Consider the following 21,520-nt stretch of genomic DNA (forward strand, 5'->3'; position numbering starts at 1 on the left):
CAGAAGTGGGCTGTGCGGTGTATGCATGCCTTACACCTTATGACAATACGGCGGTATCGACCACTGGTTCAGACTGATAATTCTGTTTTTTTTGGGAATACGCCAGCGCGGCCTTCACAAAATGAACAAACAACGGATGCGGTGCCATGACCGTACTTTTCAGTTCAGGGTGAAACTGCACACCAACAAACCATGGATGGTTCGGCACTTCTACAATCTCCACCAGGCCGCTTTCGGGGTTGATACCGGTTGCCTTCATCCCTGCTTTTTCAAACTTCGTCAGGAATTCGTTGTTGAACTCGTACCGGTGGCGGTGACGCTCGCTGATGGTTGTTTTGCCATAAATTCTGTGCGCCATTGAATCCCGCTTGATTTTGCATGGGTACGCGCCTACCCGCATTGTACCGCCTTTTTCGGTCACGTTTTTCTGATCTTCCATCAGCCCGATAACGGCCACCTGTGTTTCAGGATTCATCTCCGTCGAATGAGCTTCTTCCAGACCCAGTACATTCCGTGCGTACTCAATTACGGCCATCTGCATGCCCAGACAAATACCCAGGAACGGAATCCCGTTTTCGCGGGCGAAGCGTACCGCATTGATCTTCCCGTCGATACCCCGTTCGCCGAAGCCGGGAGCCACCAGCACCCCGTCCAGCTCGCGCAGTACCGTAGCACAATGATGCTCGTCGACCAGCGTTTCTGACTGGATCCACTCGATTTTCACCTTGCACTCGTTCTCGGCACCGGCATGGATAAATGACTCAGCGATGGATTTGTACGCGTCGTGCAGCTCCACATATTTACCGACCAGACCGATCCGGACGGTATCCGACGGGTTTTTCAACCGGCCAAGGAAATCTTTCCAGGCATCCAGATCGGCATCCTGATCGTTGTACAGGTCGAGCATATACAGCGTGCGCTGGTCAAGCTTTTCCTTTTTCATCAGGAGCGGTACGTCATAAATGGTTTCTGCGTCGATTGCCTCGATCACCGAATTAACCTGTACGTTACAGAACAAGGCAATTTTCCGCCGGATTTCTACCGGCAGCGGGTGCTCGGTACGGCAAACGATGATATCCGGCTGTACACCGTTTTCCAGCAACATACGCACCGAGTGCTGTGTTGGCTTGGTTTTCAGCTCACCGGCCGATTGCAGATACGGGATCAGGGTCAGGTGAATAACCAGCGTATCTTTTTCGCCCAGTTCAAACTTCAGCTGCCGGACCGCCTCCACAAATGGAAGAGACTCGATATCGCCCACGCAGCCGCCGATTTCAGTGATGATGATATCGTATTCACCCGTATCGCCCAGCAACCGGATGTTACGCTTGATTTCGTCGGTAATATGCGGTACAACCTGTACAGTTTTCCCAAGGAAGTCCCCACGGCGTTCACGGTTGATTACGTTGTAGTAAATCCGCCCCGTAGTAATGTTGTTGGCCTGCGACGTTGGCCGGTTAAGGAAACGTTCGTAGTGACCAAGATCGAGGTCTGTTTCGGCCCCGTCATCGGTGACGTAGCACTCTCCATGTTCATATGGATTCAGTGTGCCCGGATCAACGTTGATGTAGGGATCGAACTTCTGGATGGTTACCGATAAACCTCGTGATTGAAGCAATTTAGCAAGCGATGAAGCAATAATGCCCTTGCCAAGAGAAGATGTTACACCGCCTGTAACAAAGATGTATTTTGCGGATTTTGAGCCCGTAGACGCCATGTCTGAAAACCTGTTTTCGTCGTTACGGGATGTAAAATTACGAAAATTACCGGGATTAGGAAACGGAATTTAGGGTACATACCGATAATTAACTGGCAATCAGCGGACCGCTTCCTCAAAAAAAGTATTTTGCCTGTCAGCCTTTGTTTTATGAAAAATCGTCTATATAACCGGCAATTAGTATTCAGTGGTGGCACGTTTGAGTTAAGTGGTGGCACGACTTTGAGTCGTGCCACCACTATTCCACTATTATTGCTTAGCTCACTTTACCCGCTTCAGCTCCAGATCCTGAAAGTCGAAACTAAAATCGGTCAGGGGCGAAACCGGTTTCATCGTGATCCGCGACGGTTTCATGTCTTCATCGACCTGAAACATGACATACGCGTCGGCATCGAGGCTGCGGTTGTTCCACTTGACGATAAACGTGTTGTTTTTGTAATAAAACAGCTCACCGGTCAGTTTCGGCGACCGCACCGAGGTAAACCAGTAGCGGTTATCTTTCCGGCTGATCACCACATCGCCGAACCAGTTGTCGCGGTAGGTGCCGAGGTAAGGCTCGATGGCGGGTTTGGTGGTGGTACTCTGCTGCGCTTTCGTGATGGTTTCCCAAACCGATTTTGTCATGGCATCGGCCTCCGCCTGTCCTTTCTGTACACGGTCGCCAAATAGTTTCACCCAGTCCGTTGGCGGCAGGCCCAGATAACTGTCTTTGATCGTGTTCGTTACAGCGCTGAACGCGGCTCCCACCTGCTGATTCGTAAACACAATAATACCCAGCTGCAGCTCCGGGATGAGCGTTACCTGCGTCACCATACCGGCCAGACCACCGGTGTGGGTTACCTGCTTGTAGCCTTTCACATCGGACAAACCCCAACCCAGCCCATAGGCCGAAAAATGCGTGTTATAGGGCGGGACCGGCACGGGGCTAACCGGCGTGATGGTCTGCGGGGCCCACATCTCGTTATGCACCGATTCGCTGAACAGCCGCTTGCCATCACCGTATTTGCCGCGATTCAGTTGCATAATTACCCATTTAGCCATGTCCGAAACGCTGGAATTAATCCCGCCGGCCGAATGCCCGAACCGGAATTTATCCCGGCTGATCACCTGTACCGTGCCGTTTACTGCGGCGTGCGCGTCAATCACATTTACCTTATCCGGCAGCCGTTCGAATGAGCCGGCGCTGCCGTTCATCTGCAAAGGCCTCATAATACGCTCTTCCACAAAGGCCTCCCAAGTCTTACCGCTGACCCGCTGAATGACCTCGCCGGCCACCATGTAGAGCAGGTTATCATAGTCATATTTAGTCCGGAAACCCGATACCGGTTTCAGGTACCGCAGGTTATAAATCACATCTTTCAGCGTAAAATTGCTTGAATCGGGCCAGAACATCAGGTCTCCGGCACCAAGGCCCAGGCCGCTCCGGTGGGTCAGCAAATCGCGGATCGTAAATTCTTCGGTTACGTAGGCATTGTACATCCGGAACTCCGGAATAAAATCAATCACCTTCGAATCCCAGGTTAGCTTGCCTTCGTCCATCAGGATACCCAGCGCTGCCGCCGTAAACGCCTTGCTGTTGGAAGCAATGCCGAACATCGTGTTCTCGTCTACCTTCTCTTTCGTCCGCAGTGACCGGACACCGTAGCCTTTGGCATGCACGACTTTACCGTCTTTAATAACGGCCACGGCGATCCCCGGCACCGAAAAAGTTGTCCGTGTGCGTTCGGCCAGCTCGTCAATCTGCGGGGCAGTGATGACCTGTGCTTTCAGTTGCGGAACAAGGCAGAACAGCAGCCACAGCAGCAGCCGGCTTCCTGAGGTAAGAGGTTGATTCATTTTTCTGGCAGCGTTGGTTATTACGCCGGCAAGTAGCGCATTTTACGGCGCGAAATCAACCCATCCCTCACGGTAGTTTTCCGGTATCAACCAACTGGGGCAGCCATACCCGGAAACGGGACTGGTCGTTGTAGGTATTGCCGGCCGACGCCGCGTCGCAGAGGGTGAGGGTAACCGGCGGCACACCCCGTTCGAGATGCGATTCCAGCGCAAATTTTGCCTTAAACGCCACCCAGACTGCCGGATTTTTGGGCGTAACCGGCTCCAGCACGACAAAGCCCTCCTTATCAGTAACCGGATTTAGTGGCTCGTCAACACTAACCTTATCGAGCCGGCTGTCGCGGGCCAGTACCAGCGGTCCGCGCAGAACGGCGACGTATTCCGACAGATTTCCCATGCGTACAAGCCGCCCGCGCATATCCAGGGTTAGCATCACCTCGTCATTGGGTTGCCATGTTCGGCGGATGGCCGCATACTGCCCGTTTTTCACCCCATCGACCGGCTGTCCATTGACCAGCAACGTTGTCTGCGCACTCCAGCCCGGTATCCGGATTTGCAGCGTCAGCTCTTCGGCTTTCGGCAAGGCCAGTTTCAGGCTGACGGTACCGGCATCGGGATAGGTCGTCTGCTGGATCAGCTGCGCGGTCTGCCCTTTGGGCGTCCTGAACGTATACTGTCCCGGTACAAAGAAGTTTACCGTTGCCCCCGCCTGGCCGCCCATCACAATGGTGGCGGGTAGGGTAAACAACCCGCGCGGCCCGCTGGCCACACAGCAGTTCAGGTCCATGCCGCACTGCCCTTCGCCCTCTAACCGCTGCCCCGACAACGGCGAATATTTGGCCCAGTCGGCACCATCCGGCTGCATGGATGCCAGTAAGGCGTTGTAATAACTTTGCTCAATGGCATCGGCATACTTCGCCTCGCCGGTCAGGCGCAGCAGCTGCTGGCTGAGCTTGATCCAGGTCACTGTTACACAGGTTTCCTGATAATGCCGGACCGGCAGAGTTTGCAGGGCCTTCCCGCCGAACCACATTTCCATGCTTGCGCCCGAACCGGCAATGTTGATTTCTGTATCCCGGATGTTGGCCCATGTTTGCTCAACAGCCGTCTTATACGCCGGTTTGCCGGTCAGCCGGTAGAGTTCCAGCAGCCCTTCGTAACACGACATCATCTCATAGGCTTTCTGCCCCTGTTCGTAGCCATAGTGCTGTTTAGGACGCGGAAACCGCTTCGATACATCCTGCGTGGCCTTCGCCATCAGCTGCGGACCGTCGGGGGTTTCCCACTCACGGACAATTTCTTCGGCAAAATCAAGGTAGCGTTTATCACTGGTGCGGACATACAACTGCGTCATCGGCTCCAGTACCGAGCTGGAGGCCATGCCCCGGTAATTGCCCGTTCTGACAATCAGTGTATTGCGGGTGGTCAGTTCGTTGATAAGGTGGTCGGCCAGGCGGCGGGTGGCGTCGAGGACTTTTTTATCGCCGGTCAGGTCGTAATACGCCAGCAGACCCAGCATGCAGTATTTACGCCCCCAGATATCCCACTGCTGGAGGTGTTTGTCTTCGGCATAATTGCCGATGTAGCCGTCGGGGGTTTGTGTTGCCAGCAAACCGGCCACGGCGTTATTCAGCACCGCTTTCAGGCGTGGTTCGGGGCGGTAGTGATAGGCCTGAACGGCGGAGGTAAACCATTTTCCCCAGAATTCGCTTTGCCAGCGGGTTGATTCGGTGCGGGTCCGGAAGGGGGCAACCAGATGCTCTACATCCTGGGCCATGATCCGGTGCTCGTATGAAGCGTTCAGCCGTTCACCGATATAGCCCTCCACCCTGACGGTTTCGAGGGGCAGCAAGCGGTCGTTTTCGACCGGTTTAACCATTTTCTGGCCAAAGGCCGGCAACATGACAACGGCCAGAACAAACGTCCGGGCCCATGAACAACTACGCATGATGGATGGAGTAACGGGTTTATAACGCTAAGCGTACTAAACACCCATCCGGCAACGGCGTACGTCACGGGCCCGGAACAGTTTCGGTGGCGGCTTAACTCAGCCGGTCTTTAAAACTTTCGTAGCCATACGACCGCACAAGCCGGAAGGTGTTATCTTCTTTCCAAATGCCGATTGACGGCAGATTTACTCCATTAAAGGTGGTTGTTTTCACCATGGTGTAGTGAATCATATCATCGAACACCACCAGATCGCCTTCCGTAAGCGGTTCGTCAAAGCTATAGTCGCCCATGAAATCACCGGCCAGACAGGTCATACCGCCAAGGCGGTAGGTTGGCTTACCGGCCACCGGCTCGTGATAGGCCCCAATAATCCGTGGTTTATAAGGCATTTCGAGCGTGTCGGGCATATGGGCCGCAAACGACGTATCGAGTATCGCCACCGGAATGCCCTGGCTGTCGAGCACATCCAGCACCGACGACACCAGTACACCGGTTTGCCAGCCAATGGCCGAACCCGGTTCCAGAATCACCTCTACATTGTATTTTTCGCGGAAACGAATCAGCAGGTCCACCAGGTGGTCGGTGTTGTATCCTTCGCGGGTCATGAGGTGCCCTCCGCCCATATTCACCCATTTCGCCTGATGCAGCAGTTCGCCGAACCGGGCTTCCAGCGCTTCGAGGGTGCGTTCGAGGGTGTACGAGTCATTTTCGCAGAGGGTATGAAAATGAATGCCTTCCAGGCCTTCGGGCAGCGACGCCGGTAGTTTGTCGCGTGTCACGCCCAGCCGCGAACCCGGTACGCAGGGGTTATACATATCCGTGGCCACCTCCGAATATTGCGGATTGACCCGGATGCCGCAGCTCACCTGGTTTTCGGAATCAACCGACGCATTATACGCGGCCAACCGTTCCTTGTATTTCTCCCACTGGTTCATGGAATTGAACGTCAGATGGCTGCTCCGCGACAGCACTTCTTCAAACTCATGCGACTGATAGGCAGGCATGTACGTATGGGCCGGAATGCCCATGTACTCGTTAATGAGTTTAATTTCGTTCAGTGAACTGGCCGTTGCTCCCGGCAGGTATTCCCGCACCAGCGGAAACGCACTAAACATCGAAAAGCCCTTCAGGGCCACAATAATCTGTATGCCTGCACGCTGCTGAACCGAGTTAATCAACTCCAGATTCCGGCGGAGTTTTGCCTCCTCCAGCACGTAGCAGGGTGATGGGATTTGTTGAAAGTCAATTGCCATAGCACTGTACCAACGGTAGGTTTACCGTTTTTGTTCAGGCCGCAAAGGTACAGCGAATTGCCTAATGCCCCTACAGCAAAAAAAAGCCCTTCCCCTGAAATCAGGGGAAGGGTTGGGATGAGGTTTTAGAGGTAATTATACCTCACCCCCTGCCCCTTCCCGAATCGTCGGCCCGGCCTGAAAAACAGGAGAAAGGGTGCGTAAAGCCCCTCCCCTTGAAGTAAGGGGAGGGGTTGGGGTGGGGTAAATAGCCTCAGGCAACGTCGCAAATCTGGATACTTTGCTTCAGCGAGGCCAGCGGATCGCGCTTCGGCACAAATTCCTGACCGACAAATCCTTTATAGCCGGTATCGACAATGGCCCGCATGATGGCCGGATAATTCAGCTCCTGCGTATCGTCGATTTCGGCGCGGCCCGGCACGCCGCCGGTATGGTAGTGCGCAAAATACGGGTGATATTTCTTGATGGTGGCAATCACGTCGCCTTCCATGATCTGCATATGATAGATGTCGTACAGCAGCTTCATTTTCTCTGAACCGACCTGCTTGCACAACTCCACGCCCCAGACCGTATGATCGCACTGGTAATCCTTGTGGTTTACCTTGCTGTTCAACAGCTCCATCACCATCGTGATGCCGTGTTTTTCGGCGGCGGGCATCAGGCGTTTCAGCCCTTTTACCGCATTTTCCATACCTTGTTCGTCAGACATGCCCTTACGGTTGCCCGAAAAACAGATTACTTTATCATAGCCGGCCGCAACCAGCTTCGGAAAATGCTCTTCGTAGCTTTTCACCAGCTCATCGTGTAGCTCAGGGTTGTTGAACCCCTTTTCGATGCCCAGTCCGGCCCCCCACGGCAACGCACACGTCAGGCCATATTTTTTAATGGTCGGCCACTCAGCAGGGCCTTGCAGCTCCACCGATTTAATGCCCATGTCTTTGGCCGCTTTGCAGAGGTCATCGAGCGGAATTTTGCTGTAGCACCAGCGGGCCACCGAATGGTTAATTTTTCCGTTCAGCTCGGCACCGAGCGACTGCTGCGCTTCGGCAAAGGCGTCGGTAAGGGCGGCCGTGCCCGACAGAATAGCCGAGCCCGCGACCATGTTTTTGAGCGCAGAACGGCGTGAGGTGATTGACGACATATAGGTTAACAGGGGTTGTTGGTTATTTCTTCTCTGATTTGGTCGCCATGTACAACGAATGTTTTTCGTTGCCACCCGACATCAAATACGCCATCAAATCGCTCAGTTCGCCCGGATTCAGGCTGTTAATCAGCCCTGGCAACATAATTGATACGGTAGAATATTTGGTATTGACTACATCTTTCTTCGGAATCTTCCGCAGATAGTCGGCGGCAAACGGGTTCTGCGAAATCGAATAGCTGGTATTATCCTGGCTGATCAACCGCCCGAGCACCGACTGTCCATTCTTTAAGTAAAAAATGGTCGAAGCATACTGATCCGAAATGGCTTTATTGGGTTCAATAATAGCTTCCAGAATATCTTTTTTCGAGAAACGGGTACCCAGCTGTGTCAGATCAGGGCCTATATCACGGCCTTCGCCCCGAATCGTATGACAACGATTACAGACGACAGCGCCGAAAATCTGCTTACCCCGGTTAAAATCCGGATTCCGCATACTAGTGTCCAGCATGGCCAGTGCGTTTTCAACTTTCCAGCCACGCCCCGGGCCTTTCGGCGTATAATTGCCTGCCAGATCATTCCCCGACGAGGTCAGCAGGTCTTCGCCGGAAAGTTTGGCATATTGTGCCTGCTGCTCTTTCGGCACATTGGCCAGCGCCAGTTTCCGGGCGCGATCTACGAAACCGATGTAGCTATTACCACCCTGATACCTGAACGCATTGGCAAACCACTTGAAATACGTCTCGCGCAGTTCTGGTGTCCAGCCGGTTTTCAAGCGGCTCAGCATGGTGGCATAATACGTCTGCTGGGCGGGTGGCACTTTCGCCAGCATATTTGCAATGTCCAGTCCGTATTGCGGGTTCCGAAGAATCAGGTCCGAAGAATTATTCGTCATTTCGCCGTTGACATTACCGCCGCCCGGCTCGTCTTTCAGCGCTAGTTGTGTCAGCGTTTTAGCCGCGATACCCGGCGCTTCCAGCGCAATCAGGAGCTTGCTCAGGCTGCGGTTCGGCAAGGCATTCTTTCCGGGGAAATACGGATTCAGGTACCCAATTACCTCATTACGCACAGCTCCGTCCGGAATACCCATCCGCAGAAACGTCAGCTCAAAGGCGCGCCACAAATCAATCTGCTGCGACTCGGTGAGCGCTTTTGCATTCACACCGGTCAGGGCTTTCAGCATCGCATCGCGCTGCGCCGGAGCGCCGTGGTGCGCCAGCGCAATCATGCCCTGAATTAATCGCTGCGGATCTTTTTCGGCCAGGGCCTTGTCTTGCCATGTCGCTACCGGCTGGTGCTCTACCGCCACACGGGCAGCATACCGCACAAACCGGTCTGGATGACTCAGGTTCGGCCATGCCTCGGTGAGCGCAGCCGGATTCGGCTCACCATGGTATTTCTCCAGCTTTGTCCGTAACTGATGCTCCGGCGTCGGGGCCGAAGCGACCGCTGCGGCGGTTGATTCACTGCCCTCGTAATACACCCGGTATAAGTCCGACTCCAGCCCCCGGCCACCGGTCAGGAAATACATGGCGCCGTCGGGGCCGATGGCGCCGTCGGTCAGCGGCAGCGGCGAGCCGGAAATAAATTCTTCGCGCTCACCAACATACGATGCACCCTGCGGCTTCATGCTGATGGCATAGATAATCCCGAAGCTCCAGTCAAACGCAAACAACGACTGCCGGTAGCGTTGCGGGAAGCGCGCATTCCGGCCCGACATCAGGTTGGTTGGCGAGCCCTGCCCGATATTCACCACCGGCGGCAGGTTATCCGGGAAAGCCGGTGTCCATTTGCCGTTACCGGTACGCCAGCCAAACTCACTGCCGCTTGTAGCGTGGCAGATGCGCGTCGGCCGGTACCAGGGAAGGCCGAAATCCCACTCCATGTCAGAGTCGTAGGTAAACATATCCCCCGCTTCGTTGAAGGCAATATCGAACGGGTTCCGGAAACCGGCGCTGACCAGTTCCCACTTTTTGCCGAGGGAATCAATGTTGGCGATCCAGCCACCAGGCGCCATCCGGTCGTTTGCGTGGCCGCGCGGGTCTTTAATCTGCGGGAACAGGTTGTCTTCTTTCCATACTTTCGGTAGCCGGTAGCTATCCATTTCCGGCACATCGGTGTGGTTCCCGCAAATCACATAGATGGATTTTTTGTCGGGCGCCAGCACCACGCTGTGCGGGCCATGTTCGCCCTCGCCTTTTAAGGCTTTCAGGAGGGTAATTTTGTCAAACTGATCATCGCCGTCGGTATCCTGGAGCCGGTACAGGCCGCTACCCGTCGGAAACGTCTTATCGCTCCGGTGATTGACCATGACATACAGGCTGTTGAAGGCCCATAACAGCCCCTGCGCGTAGCCGAGGCCGATTTTAGCTTTTGTGGTATCGCCGGGCTGAGGTTTGATATTGAGCGGCTCGACCCTGGCCTGCCCCCCACCAATAGGCGGTATCGCCAGCCGGTATAAGCGGCCATACTGATCGGAGGCGATCATCCGGCCCTTAGCATCGAAGGTCATCGATACCCAGGACCCTTGTTTGTTTTCGGATGGGCTGTAGAGGTGCTCGGCTTTGAAGCCCGGCAGTAATTTTAGTTTGTCGATTTTCGGATTGGGTGCCGGCGGCTGCGTTGTACCGGCATCCTGCATACGTACCCAGGCTGTCCCGAACAATACACAGCCCGACAGCGCAAGCACTAACTTGCTCAGCTTGAACGTTGAAAACATAAAACAAGGTTAAATAAAAGGTTTAGGAGAAGCTAACGCCTTACAGACCGAGCGCTACGCGGTTGAACACACTTTCCGGCGCGGGAGCTTCACCGGCCAGGAATGTCAGTACGTTTTGCACGGTGTACATACACATAGTACGATAGGTAGTCGCGGTCAGGCTACCCACGTGTGCCGTAATCATGGTTTTCGGGTGCCGGGAGAGCAGATCGTCGGCGGCAGGCGGTTCTTCGGACAGCACGTCGGCCCCGAAGCCTGCCAGGTTACCCTGATTCAGTGCGTTCAGCAACGCCTGCTCATCGATTAATCCGCCCCGGGCGGTGTTTATCAGGAAAGCACCTGGCTTCAGCAGTGCCAGCCGGTCAGCATTCAGCAGTTGATCGGTTTCGGGCGTCAAAGGCAGATGCAGACTGATCACATCGGCCTTCGCCAGCAGCTCTTCCAGCGGCAACGCCTGATAACTCACCGACGGATTGGGGTTCAGATCCCAGTAAACGACCTGCATGCCAAAGGCTTCGGCCAGCCGGGCTACGCGCCGGCCAATGTTGCCCAATCCCAGAATACCCAGCGTTTTGCCCGTCAGCTCGTCACCGCTGTACTGGTTCCGTCCGTTCCAGTTACCGGCCCGCACCTGCGATACAGAGTTGTACATATTCCGGACCAGCATCAGCATCAGCGACATCGCATGTTCGGCAATCGTGGCGGCGTTGGCACCGGGTGCATTAATCACCCGGATACCACGCGCTGTTGCCGCCTGTACATCCACATTGTCGAGTCCGACTCCGCAGCGGGCTACCACTTCGAGCGCGGGGCAGGCATCCAGCAATGCCTGGTTTACCTGCCCTTTACCCCGCGTGATAACCGCGTGAATCGTCTCCTGTTGTACTATATCTGCCAATGGCCGTTCGCCATACGCCGTCAGCACCCGCACATTGTCATGCAGCAGGGCATCGGCGTCTTCGGCTACGGTTTCGAGCAGCAAAACAGTTTTCAGCATGGTTACTCGTGATACAGCGTCGCGTTTTCGGAACGTTCGCCCCGGAAGTCATTCCGGTTCGACACATAGAGACCATCGGCATACAGTTCATCGTCAAAAATCGCCGGATCGGGCTCGTAGGTCGGGCTCGACGAAATTTCGACGAGGTTACCAGACGGGTCGCGGACGAACATCTGCATGGCACCGTCCGGCAACCGGCGTACCTTGCCCCAGGGCGTAATATCGACCACACCCAGTTCTTTCATGCGCCAGAAAATCGGGTTAAAGTCATCGACCTGCACACAGATATGGCCCCGGAACGACGTTGTATCTTCCCATTCCGAGATATGCAGTTGCTGCGTCTCGTTGAATTTGAAGAACATAACCGGGTAATCGAACTTAAACGCCGGAAGAATTTCCAGACCCAGTTCGTTGGCGTAAAACTCGCCGGCTTTCTCGAGGTTGTCCACGATCAGCGTTACGTGATTGATGCGAATGGCTCTTGCCATGATTGAAAGAGGTTTTGGTTGTTTAGGGTTTACTCAAATCTTCTGGCTGAATTCTTTCACAAATTCCCAGTTCGGGGTAACACCGAGGCCGGGGGCCGTTGGTGCCTCAAGTTGGCCGTCCGTTACGGTAATCTGTTCTTTCACCAGCTCATACATCATCGGGTTGCCGCCCAGCGAGAACTCGACAATAGTGGCGGCCGGTGCAGCAAACGCCATGTGGACACCCGCCATAAACGAGAATGCGGAACCCCAGCAGTGCGGCGCCAGTTCGAGCTGGTGCGTCCGGGCCAGATGAGCAACCCGCATGGCTTCAGAAATACCACCGATAATGGCCGAATCGGGCTGCACCACATCCAGCGCCCGTACTTCGATCAGGTCACGGATGTCAAAACAAGTATACTCACTTTCGCCCGCTGCAATCGGAATCGATGTCGATGCCCGTACCTCGGCCGTTCCGTGGCGGTTGTCAGGGCTGATCGGCTCTTCAAACCAGTAAAGGTTACAGTCTTCCACGCCACGGCAAAACTGTTTAGCTTCCGGCACACTGTATGTGCCGTGCGCATCGGCCATCAGTTTAATGCCATCGCCCAGTGCTTCGCGGGCCGCCCGGACGCGGTCAATGCTGGCCTGAACGGTTTCGTCCATCACGCCAACCCGCATTTTCACGCCTTTAAAGCCTTTAGAAACATAGCCGTTGAGCTGCTCGCCGATCTTCTCCACACCGGCCCAGCCACCGCTGGCATAGGCCGGCATCTGATCGCGGCAGGCACCGCCCAGCAAATCGACCACCGGTACACCCAGCGCCTTGCCTTTAATATCCCATAGTGCCGTATCCACACCGCTGAGAGCCGAAATGGTTATTCCGCGCCGACCTAGTACCGGAAATCCGCGGCCGCGTTTCAGGGCATAATGGTCGCGGGTGCCGTTATAGACAATCTCCCAGATGCGGGAAATATGGCGCGCATCCTGACCGATCAGCAGCGGCCTGATTTCGTTTTCGATGCAGCTGACAATCGACGCACACACGCCCGACGAACCTACCGCTGCCTTGGCCTCGCCGAACCCTTGTAAACCGGAATCGGTCGTAACGACCACCAGCGTCATATCGAAGTTCGTCAGCAGGCCGTAATCCGACGCGTGCTGTTTTTCTTTCGGGATCGGGCACCGCAGCCAGAAGGCTTCAACGTTTGTAATTTTCATTTATAAACTGGCAATGAGATGATTAAATTAAAGGCAGTAGTGTTTCGGCCGACTTACGGGTGAGCATGGTGTAAAACTCTTCGGTCACCGAGGAGCTGCCGTGGTCTTCGAGGAATTTCTTTTGCTCCGCACTCAGGTCTTCCGGATTTTCGTCGATTGAATTTGGATACGGGTTGGCGGGTGTACGGTCGAGCGGTGCGCAGAACTCCACGGAAAGCACGTCGTCGTAACCGATTTCCTGGAGTGTACCGATGATTTTCGGCCAGTTCAGCGTGCCCATGCCCGGCGCCATGCGGTTGCTGTCGGCCACGTGGAAGCCAACCAACCGCCCCTTCGCCCGGCGGATGGCGGCAAACATATCGTCTTCTTCGATATTCATATGGAAGGTATCGAGGCAAACCCCGCAGCGCGGCCCTACCTCTTTCGCCAGCGCCAGCGCCTGATCGCCCCGGTTGACAAAATAGGTCTCAAAGCGGTTGATCGGCTCAATACCCAGCAGAATATCCACCGATTCGGCGTATTCGTAGATCTGCTTCATACCATCGACGGCCCACTTCCATTCATCGTCCGGGCGACCATCCGGCACAATTTTACCGACCGTGCCCGGCACGACCGACACCATATGTCCGTCCAGTTCTTTCACCATCGTTACAACATCCTTGATATACTGCACCGATTTGGCGCGCTGGGCAGGGTCTTTGGCCAGCAGGTTACGGTCTTCAAGCATCAGCGTTACCGAACCCCAGCAGGTCATGCCCACTTCTTTCAGCAGTGCACCAATTTTTTTTGTATCATAAAGGGATGGTTCTCCCTGAATTTCAAGTTTTGTATAGCCAAGCTGTGCAATACGGCGGATGGTTTTTTCAACGGGTTCGGCCCGCATCCAGTTGTGAATGGAAAGCTCCATAAGTGCGAAAATCGTTTGTAAGTTTTAGGGTATTCAGCCGATACCGACCTGTGGGTCTCAAAGCATATACTCCCATAAGACAGAGAGATACCATTTTTAACGCACAAACGCTATTTTTTACCTAAACGGCCCTGATCTGGCTGGGCGGGATGCCGTATTTTTTGCGGAAGGCCGTGGTAAAATGGGCGGGATGCTGGTAGCCGATCTGATAAGCCACTTCACTCACAGAGAGTTGTTGCTGCATCAGTAACCGGTATCCGACATCAAGCCGGTAATTCAGCACCCAGTCGTATACACTCGTCCCGTAGGCCTCCCGAAAGCCTTTCTTTAGTTTAAATTCGTTCAGCCCGACCAGCCGGCTCAGGGCCGATAAGGTAGGTGGCCGGGTAAACTCGCGCTGCAGAATCCGGCGTACCTCTTCCAGTTTATCCAGGTCGGTTACGGTGGCAGGAGTGCGGCTGCCGAACGTGTCCAGTTCCTGAAACTGTTTTAGTTGCAGCGCCAGTAGTTCCATCACCTTGGCTTCCAGAAACAGCTTCAACAGACAGCCCGAAAGCGATACGTCAACTAGTTGCATCAGAACAGTGTGCAGCGCCGCCAGGACCGGTAAGCCGTTCGGAATCAACTGCATCGGCTGCTTTTCCGTAACGTGCTGTGCCAGCGTCACCAGCGGATCTCCGTATGTTTCTGCCAGGGAAAGGAGCAGATCCTGATGCCAGCGTACACTGACAAACTGAAGCAGACTATCCGCCGGCACCTCCATCGATAACTCCCCCGATGGTTCATGAAACAGGGTATGCTGCCCCGATCCACAGACGATGCAGGGCGTTTGATCAGGCTTGACTGAACGCAACTCCCCCGATAAGGCAAAAAACATATCCAGATGGCCGGCACCGTTCGTAAACCGCACCTGCACCGGTTCAGCACAGACAACCCGTGCCCATCGGATACAAAGTTTTCCGGGGATGAGTACTTCATGCAGCGCCCTGCCCTGCTCGTTGTCAACCTCGGCCCACCTTACCTCCGGCAGACTAATCCGGTCAAGGGAATGATCATGGATAATGAGCTGCTGTATTCCGTCGCGTTGAGTACGTGTAAAAGGCATAATGGTCTGATTAATCCGGCGCTCCCGCCCCGGTGTTGTGTTCAGGGCCGGAAACCGGCGCTCCCGATTTCGTAGGTAATAATCCGCTTTGCGTAAGTCACGGAAAACGATTCCGCGATTACTTTGCAACATTATTTAAAATTAATCTAAATAACAATAAGTAAGTATAAAAAGCGGATGATCAACAGACAGACAGCTAACCTATTGGTAGTCATTACGGCTTTAACAATCTGGTGCCAACAGGCATGGGCACAGGCCAAACCGGACCGGATTGTTTCCCTCAACGGAACGGTAACCGAAATCCTTTGCGGCCTTGGCCTGCAAACACAAATTGTGGGCGTTGATGTCACGAGCACCTATCCGGCAGCGATGGAAAAGGTCGCCAAAGTCGGCCACAACCGGAACATTGGTGCCGAAGCCGTACTGGCGCTGCAACCAACGCTGATTGTCGGTACGAAAAGCGCAACCGGCATGGACATCAAACCCGAACTGATCCGGCAGTTTCAGCAGGCGGGTGTTAAGACGCTGTTTTTTGAACAGACACACAGCGTGGCGGGCGCGAAAAAACTGATTCAGGACGTGGGTGCGGCCTTTCGTAAACCGGGGCCCGCTGCGGCGCTCGTGCGTAAACTCGACGCCGATCTGGCCCGTGTGCAGAAACCGGCGAAGGCCAAAAAAGTCCTGTTCATCTACGCCCGCGGCGCCGGAAACATGATGGTGGCCGGCGAGCATACCCCTGTCGACCAACTGATTACCCTTGCCGGCGGACAAAATGCCGTAAGCGGTTTTGATAGTTTCAAACCGCTTACGGCCGAAGCGCTCGTCAGTGCCAACCCGGATGTGATTCTGCTGTTTAGCAGCGGATTAGAAAGTCTCGGGGGCATGTCGGGTCTGCTGAACGTGCCGGGGGTAGCCCAGACCAATGCCGGGCGCAACAAAGCCGTCATCGAAATGGACGGACAACTTATGACCGGCTTCAGTCCGCGGCTTGGCCTTGCGGTTCAGGAGCTTAGCCGGAAACTCAACGATTCAGTGCTTACAGTCCATTAATCCGTATGCTGGCAAACGCAACGACAGAACGCCCTGCTCAGGCACCTCTCCCGCCACGGGTACACGCAACTCCTGCGGCTAAAGGCCGGTGGCTGCTCGGAGGACTGGCCGCCGGGCTGGTCGTAACTATCCTCTGCTCCGTGGGAGTCGGTGCCCTCCCCATTCCGGTTTCCGGCGTAGTAGCGATCCTGATGAAACAGCTGGGTATTGCAACAGGGGCTGTTGATGCGCAGCAGGAAACGATTCTGCTGGTGATCCGTCTGCCGAGAATCCTGCTGGGGGTGCTGGTTGGCGCGGTCCTGAGTATGGCCGGGGCCAGCATTCAGGGGTTGTTCCGCAATCCGCTGGCCGATCCGGGCCTGATCGGGATTTCGTCGGGGGCTTCGCTAATGGCCGTCGTCATGATCGTGCTACAGATCAACCTGTTTACCGGTCTGTCGGCGCTTTCCGGCCTCTATGCCTTGTCGCTGGCCGCGTTTACCGGCGCTACCGGCGCAACGCTACTGGTTTATTTTTTATCCCGTCAGGGCGGCCGCACCGTCGTATCGACCATGCTGCTGGTGGGTATCGCCGTTAACGTACTCTGCGAAGCATGCCGGGGGTTGTTGGTCTACCTGGCCGATGATACCCAGTTAAGAGCGATTTCGTTCTGGAGCCTCGGCAGCCTGGGCGGGGCTACCCGGGAGATTCTCAGCGTGGCGGGTCCCTTCCTACTGATCCCCCTTCTGCTGCTGCCTCGGCTCGGCCGGTCGCTGAATGCCTTTACGCTCGGCGAGAGTCAGGCGGGGCACCTCGGTGTCCATGTCGGCCGGCTAAAGGGTTCGGTTATTCTGCTTACCACACTGGGCGTTGGCGTCGCCGTTTCGGTGTCGGGTATGATCGGGTTCGTGGGGCTGGTGGTTCCGCACCTGATCCGGCAAATGGCCGGTGCCGACAACCGCCTTGTGTTACCGGCCTCGGGGTTACTGGGAGCCATCATCCTGACCCTGGCGGACCTGCTGGCCCGTACCCTTGTGGCTCCGGCCGAACTTCCGATCGGGATCATTACCGGGATGGCTGGAGCTCCTGTGTTTCTGTCTATTCTGCTTAAAAACCGTTCACAATCACACGCATGATACACGCCCAACATCTTTCATACAGCCTTGGCGGCCGTACCCTGCTACAACCTCAGACGATCTGCGTGCGGCCCGGCGAACTGGTCGCCGTTGCGGGGGCCAACGGAGCAGGTAAATCAACGTTGCTGAAATTACTCAGCCGCGATCTGGCCCCGACTTCGGGAACCATTCAGCTGAACCGGCAGGCACTTAGTGCCTATCCGGCGCGTGATCTGGCTAAATGCCGCGCGGTGCTGACGCAGCAAAATACGCTCTCCTTCCCGTTCAGTATCTATGAACTGGTGATGATGGGGCGTTACCCGCATTTCGATCACCAGCCGACCGGACAGGATCTGGCGGTAGTCGACTATGTGCTCCACCAGACCGACCTGGCCCACATGACCCACCGGTCGGTCCTGAGCCTGTCGGGAGGCGAGCAACAACGCGTCTTTCTGGCCAGAGTTATGGCACAGCTTATTGATTACCATGAGCTTACGCACCCTGAAAGCGATAGTCTGATGCCGAAGTTTTTGTTGCTCGATGAGCCAACAACCGGCCTGGACCTGTATTACCAGCATGCATTGCTGCAACAGGCGCGGCAACTGACACGGAGAGGATACGGTGTGGTCGCTATCCTGCACGACCTCAACCTGGTCATGCAATATGCCGATCAGGTACTTCTCCTCCATCAGGGTCAGTCTCTGGCGTTCGGGCCACCGGCCACCGCCCTTACCCCTTATACCATCCGGCAAGCATTCGGCCTCGATGTACAGATCATTGAGCAGCCTGCACTCGACTATCCGATTGTTATTCCGATTACCCGACAACCTCATTATCAACCATTAAACGCATAAGACATATGGTAACCAACACCGCTGATCTCAAAGCGCAATACACAGCCTACAAACTGGAAAACCCGAAAAGCCGCATCCGCGAAGCCGCAGCCCAACTCCATGTGAGCGAAGCCGAACTCGTAGCCACCGGCGTGGGTGAAACCGCCATCCGGCTGGCAGGTGATTTCCGCGAATTACTGAAACAAGTGACAGCGCTTGGCCATGTCATGGCCCTGACCCGCAACAACAGCGTGGTCCACGAGCGCAAAGGCGTGTACGCAAAGGTTTCGTTTACCGGACAGATGGGCCTCGTTTTAGGTGACGACATTGACCTGCGGCTGTTCATGAGCAGTTGGGCATTCGGGTTTGCCGTCAACGAAAACGACCGCCGGAGCCTGCAGTTCTTCACCGCCGACGGCGAGGCCGTGCATAAAATTTACCTCACTGAACACAGCAACCACGCGGCGTATCACCAGCTTGTCGAGGCGTTCCGGGCACCGGATCAGTCTACTGTTTTAGCCACTGTCCCTAAACCCGGCCTTTCGCCCGAAACGCCCGACAGCGACATTGCCGTGGCTGATTTTCAGGATGCGTGGCGCAACCTGCGGGACACCCACGACTTTTTCGGCCTGTTGCGGCAGTTTAAGGTAGCCCGTCTCCAGGCGATGCGGCTCGCGCCCGAAGGCCTGGCCACCCAAACGTCTATGGAAGCTGTCCGCGCGGTGTTCGGGCGGGTTTCCGAAACCGGCCAGCCGATTATGGTTTTTGTCGGTAACCGGGGTTGTATCCAGATTCATACCGGGCCGGTGAAAAAGCTGGTCACGATGGGGCCGTGGTTCAATGTGCTTGATCCGGCGTTCAACCTTCACCTGCGCGAAGATCACGTGGCGTCGGCCTGGGTGGTCAAAAAAACAACAGTCGATGGCATTGTGACCAGTCTTGAACTCTTCGACACGACCGGGACTCAGATTGCCCAGATCTTCGGCAAACGTAAACCCGGCCAACCGGAACAACCGGAGTGGCAGCAAGTCGTTGCCGACCTGGCCCTGACAATGTGTTAATGCCATGCCAACGTTACTGAACGCGTTTCTTTTCGCTGTGCTACAGGCCGGGGGTCTGTCCGGTCCGCTACAACCGGATCGCCCCCAGCCCCGCACGGATTCCTTAAAGACCCGGAAGCTGGATGAAGTTGTTGTGACGGCTACCCGCACCGAGCGCCCGATGGGTGCCCTGCCGATGCCGGTAACCGTGATCGGGAAGCAGCAAATCCGGCAAATGGGATCGCTGCGGCTCAACGATGTATTGCAGGAACAAACCGGGCTGGCCATCGTTACCGACCATGGGCAGGGGGTACAGATTCAGGGATTTGCGCCCGAATACACCCTGATTCTGCTCGACGGCGAGCCGCTGATCGGCCGGACGGCCGGTACGCTGGAACTCAACCGGCTGGCAGTCGGCAACATCAGACAGATTGAAATTGTCAAAGGCCCGTCGTCGAGTCTGTACGGCTCAGAAGCGCTGGCCGGTGTCATCAATATCATTACGGACAATGCGGGCGGTTCAGGCCAAAAGCAAGCCAATGCTTCGGTATCAGCCCGCTACGGGGCCAACCGCACCAGCGATCTGGCTGCCGACCTGGGCCTGCGCCGTGGCAAAATCGGGGTGTATGCCTTTGCCAACCGCTATGGCTCGGCGGGGTATGATCTCTCGCCCGAAACAGCAGGTAATACCGTATCACCGTTCGCCAATTATACGTTCAGCGGCCGCGTAACGGCCGATATCAGCAGCCGGCTAACGCTTAGTGTCTCGGGACGATCATTTAGTGAGAAACAGGAAAATCGTTACGAAGCCACGGCGGGTTCAGTTGTGGTCGGGCCGGGCATGATCGCCGACCGCAACCTGAATCCCGTTCTTACGTTCCGGCCGAATCAGCACTGGAAACTCACCGCCCGGTTTTATGGCAGTTATTACCGGACCGAAACCGACCTCCGCTACCAGAACGACGGCAAGGCGTATGATCAGAGCTATTTTGAACAACGCTTTAACCGGCCCGAAATACAGATTGATCATTACCTTAACCGGAAACATGTGCTGACGCTGGGTGTAGGCTATAACGCCGAAAGTGTGGTGGCGACCCGCTATACCGACCGGCAGCGATTTAGTAACCGGTACGCGTATGCGCAGTATGAGTGGCTACCCAACCGGCGGTGGGACATTATTGTTGGCGGGCGGTTCGACAATCATTCGCAGTATGCCAGTCAGTTCAGCCCGAAAGCATCGGCACGGTTTGAACTCTCCCCAACCATTGCCTTGCGGGGTAGCACCGGCGTCGGGTTCAAAGCCCCGGACTTCCGGCAGCTGTATCTCAACTTCGATAATTCGGTGGTCGGCTACAGCGTTTTCGGGACTCATGAGCTGGTCAACAGCCTGGCCCGGTTGCAGCAGCTGGGCCAGATTGCGGAGGTACTCACCGATCCGGCTCAGTTCAGCGACATACGTGCAGAAAGCTCCGTTGCCTATAACCTCGGCCTGACGGCTGATTTATCTGCGGCGTACAAATTGCCGGTTACGTTCAGCGTCAATCTATTCCGGAACGACATCCGCGACCTGATTGAAACCCGGGCGGTGGCCCTGAAAACCAACGGCCAAAGTGTGTTCAGTTACGTCAACCTCAACCGTGTCTTTACCCAGGGAGCCGAATTCGACGGCAGCTACCGGATCAGCGCGGGCAGCGGGATGCTGCGGATCAGCGCCGGGTATCAGTTTCTGCTGACGGGCGACAAAACGGTGGTCGGGCAGATCAAACGGGGCGAAGTCTACCGGCGCGATCCGGAAACCCTGGCTACTCAACGCGTGAAACCGGCCGATTACGGCGGGCTGTACAACCGCTCAAAACACATGGCCAATGTCAAACTGTTTTATGAACTACCGAAGCAGGGGCTGACGGTTAACCTGCGGGGTATTTACCGCGGCCGCTACGGATTTTCGGACCGCAATGGCAACGTCATTCTCGACGCCGCGCCGGAATATGTGCCGGGCTACATGCTCTGGAACCTCTCGGCCGGCAAAACCATCAAAAACGTCACGGTTCAGGCTGGTATCGACAATCTGTTCGGCCAGACCAACCCACAATACATTCCCAATCTGGCGGGCCGCCTTTGGTATACCAGCCTGCGCTGGAGTGTTGCGGCGCCCGCTAAAAACTAGTTAACAACCTTAATTTTCCAGTA

Annotated in this window: 16 protein-coding genes; 5 read left to right on the forward strand and 11 right to left on the reverse strand. The window is 55.5% G+C overall.

Annotated elements, in window-relative coordinates; translation table 11 throughout:
* Positions 1–37: 37 nt before the first annotated feature.
* The 11 genes from pyrG to BLX24_RS07035 all read right to left on the reverse strand — a co-directional run bounded on the left by pyrG (position 38) and on the right by BLX24_RS07035 (position 15,445).
* Positions 38–1,717 carry a CTP synthase gene (pyrG, locus tag BLX24_RS06985; protein WP_071502406.1) on the reverse strand — a complete coding sequence of 560 codons (1,680 nt, stop codon included), beginning with the start codon at positions 1,715–1,717 and terminating at the stop codon, positions 38–40.
* Positions 1,718–1,978: 261 nt separating this feature from the next.
* Positions 1,979–3,553, reverse strand: coding sequence for a serine hydrolase (locus BLX24_RS06990; protein ID WP_071502407.1), 1,575 nt, complete (start codon positions 3,551–3,553; stop codon positions 1,979–1,981).
* Positions 3,554–3,620: 67 nt separating this feature from the next.
* Positions 3,621–5,501 carry a glycoside hydrolase family 127 protein gene (locus BLX24_RS06995; RefSeq protein WP_071502408.1) on the reverse strand — a complete coding sequence of 627 codons (1,881 nt, stop codon included), beginning with the start codon at positions 5,499–5,501 and terminating at the stop codon, positions 3,621–3,623.
* 94 nt (positions 5,502–5,595) lie between these two features.
* Entirely contained in the window at positions 5,596–6,756 is a 1,161-nt protein-coding gene (nspC, locus tag BLX24_RS07000) for a carboxynorspermidine decarboxylase (protein ID WP_071502409.1), read from the reverse strand.
* Between the two features lie 253 nt (positions 6,757–7,009).
* Positions 7,010–7,897 carry a hydroxypyruvate isomerase family protein gene (locus tag BLX24_RS07005; RefSeq protein WP_177225795.1) on the reverse strand — a complete coding sequence of 296 codons (888 nt, stop codon included), beginning with the start codon at positions 7,895–7,897 and terminating at the stop codon, positions 7,010–7,012.
* Positions 7,898–7,919: 22 nt separating this feature from the next.
* A complete protein-coding gene (locus BLX24_RS07010; protein ID WP_071502410.1) occupies positions 7,920–10,616 on the reverse strand; it encodes a c-type cytochrome in 2,697 nt (898 codons plus the stop codon).
* A gap of 40 nt (positions 10,617–10,656) precedes the next feature.
* Positions 10,657–11,613, reverse strand: a complete 957-nt coding sequence (locus tag BLX24_RS07015; RefSeq protein ID WP_071502411.1) for a 2-hydroxyacid dehydrogenase — start codon at positions 11,611–11,613, stop codon at positions 10,657–10,659.
* A gap of 2 nt (positions 11,614–11,615) precedes the next feature.
* A complete protein-coding gene (locus BLX24_RS07020) occupies positions 11,616–12,101 on the reverse strand; it encodes a VOC family protein (protein ID WP_071502412.1) in 486 nt (161 codons plus the stop codon).
* A gap of 33 nt (positions 12,102–12,134) precedes the next feature.
* On the reverse strand, positions 12,135–13,301 hold the full coding sequence (locus BLX24_RS07025; RefSeq protein ID WP_071502413.1) for a mandelate racemase/muconate lactonizing enzyme family protein: 1,167 nt from the start codon (positions 13,299–13,301) through the stop codon (positions 12,135–12,137).
* A gap of 22 nt (positions 13,302–13,323) precedes the next feature.
* Positions 13,324–14,208 (reverse strand): sugar phosphate isomerase/epimerase family protein, encoded by an 885-nt coding sequence (locus BLX24_RS07030; RefSeq protein WP_071502414.1) that lies wholly within the window; start codon positions 14,206–14,208, stop codon positions 13,324–13,326.
* 121 nt (positions 14,209–14,329) lie between these two features.
* On the reverse strand, positions 14,330–15,445 hold the full coding sequence (locus BLX24_RS07035) for a helix-turn-helix transcriptional regulator (protein WP_071502415.1): 1,116 nt from the start codon (positions 15,443–15,445) through the stop codon (positions 14,330–14,332).
* A 45-nt stretch (positions 15,446–15,490) separates the two neighbouring features.
* Between BLX24_RS07035 and BLX24_RS07040 the strand changes: the two genes are divergently transcribed.
* The 5 genes from BLX24_RS07040 to BLX24_RS07060 are packed head-to-tail and all read left to right on the forward strand — an operon-like array spanning position 15,491 to position 21,497.
* Entirely contained in the window at positions 15,491–16,363 is an 873-nt protein-coding gene (locus BLX24_RS07040; RefSeq protein WP_071502416.1) for a heme/hemin ABC transporter substrate-binding protein, read from the forward strand.
* 5 nt (positions 16,364–16,368) lie between these two features.
* Positions 16,369–17,478: a FecCD family ABC transporter permease gene (locus tag BLX24_RS07045; protein WP_083421841.1), complete on the forward strand. Its 1,110-nt coding sequence runs from the start codon at positions 16,369–16,371 to the stop codon at positions 17,476–17,478.
* Positions 17,475–18,311, forward strand: a complete 837-nt coding sequence (locus tag BLX24_RS07050; RefSeq protein ID WP_071502417.1) for a heme ABC transporter ATP-binding protein — start codon at positions 17,475–17,477, stop codon at positions 18,309–18,311. The genes BLX24_RS07045 and BLX24_RS07050 overlap by 4 nt, the downstream gene beginning before the upstream one ends.
* A gap of 5 nt (positions 18,312–18,316) precedes the next feature.
* Entirely contained in the window at positions 18,317–19,351 is a 1,035-nt protein-coding gene (locus tag BLX24_RS07055; protein ID WP_071502418.1) for a hemin-degrading factor, read from the forward strand.
* 4 nt (positions 19,352–19,355) lie between these two features.
* Positions 19,356–21,497: a TonB-dependent receptor plug domain-containing protein gene (locus BLX24_RS07060; protein WP_083421842.1), complete on the forward strand. Its 2,142-nt coding sequence runs from the start codon at positions 19,356–19,358 to the stop codon at positions 21,495–21,497.
* Positions 21,498–21,520 lie beyond the last annotated feature (23 nt).

Origin of the sequence: Arsenicibacter rosenii (assembly GCF_001870735.1) — a bacterium.
Taxonomy (GTDB): Bacteria; Bacteroidota; Bacteroidia; order Cytophagales; family Spirosomataceae; genus Arsenicibacter; species Arsenicibacter rosenii.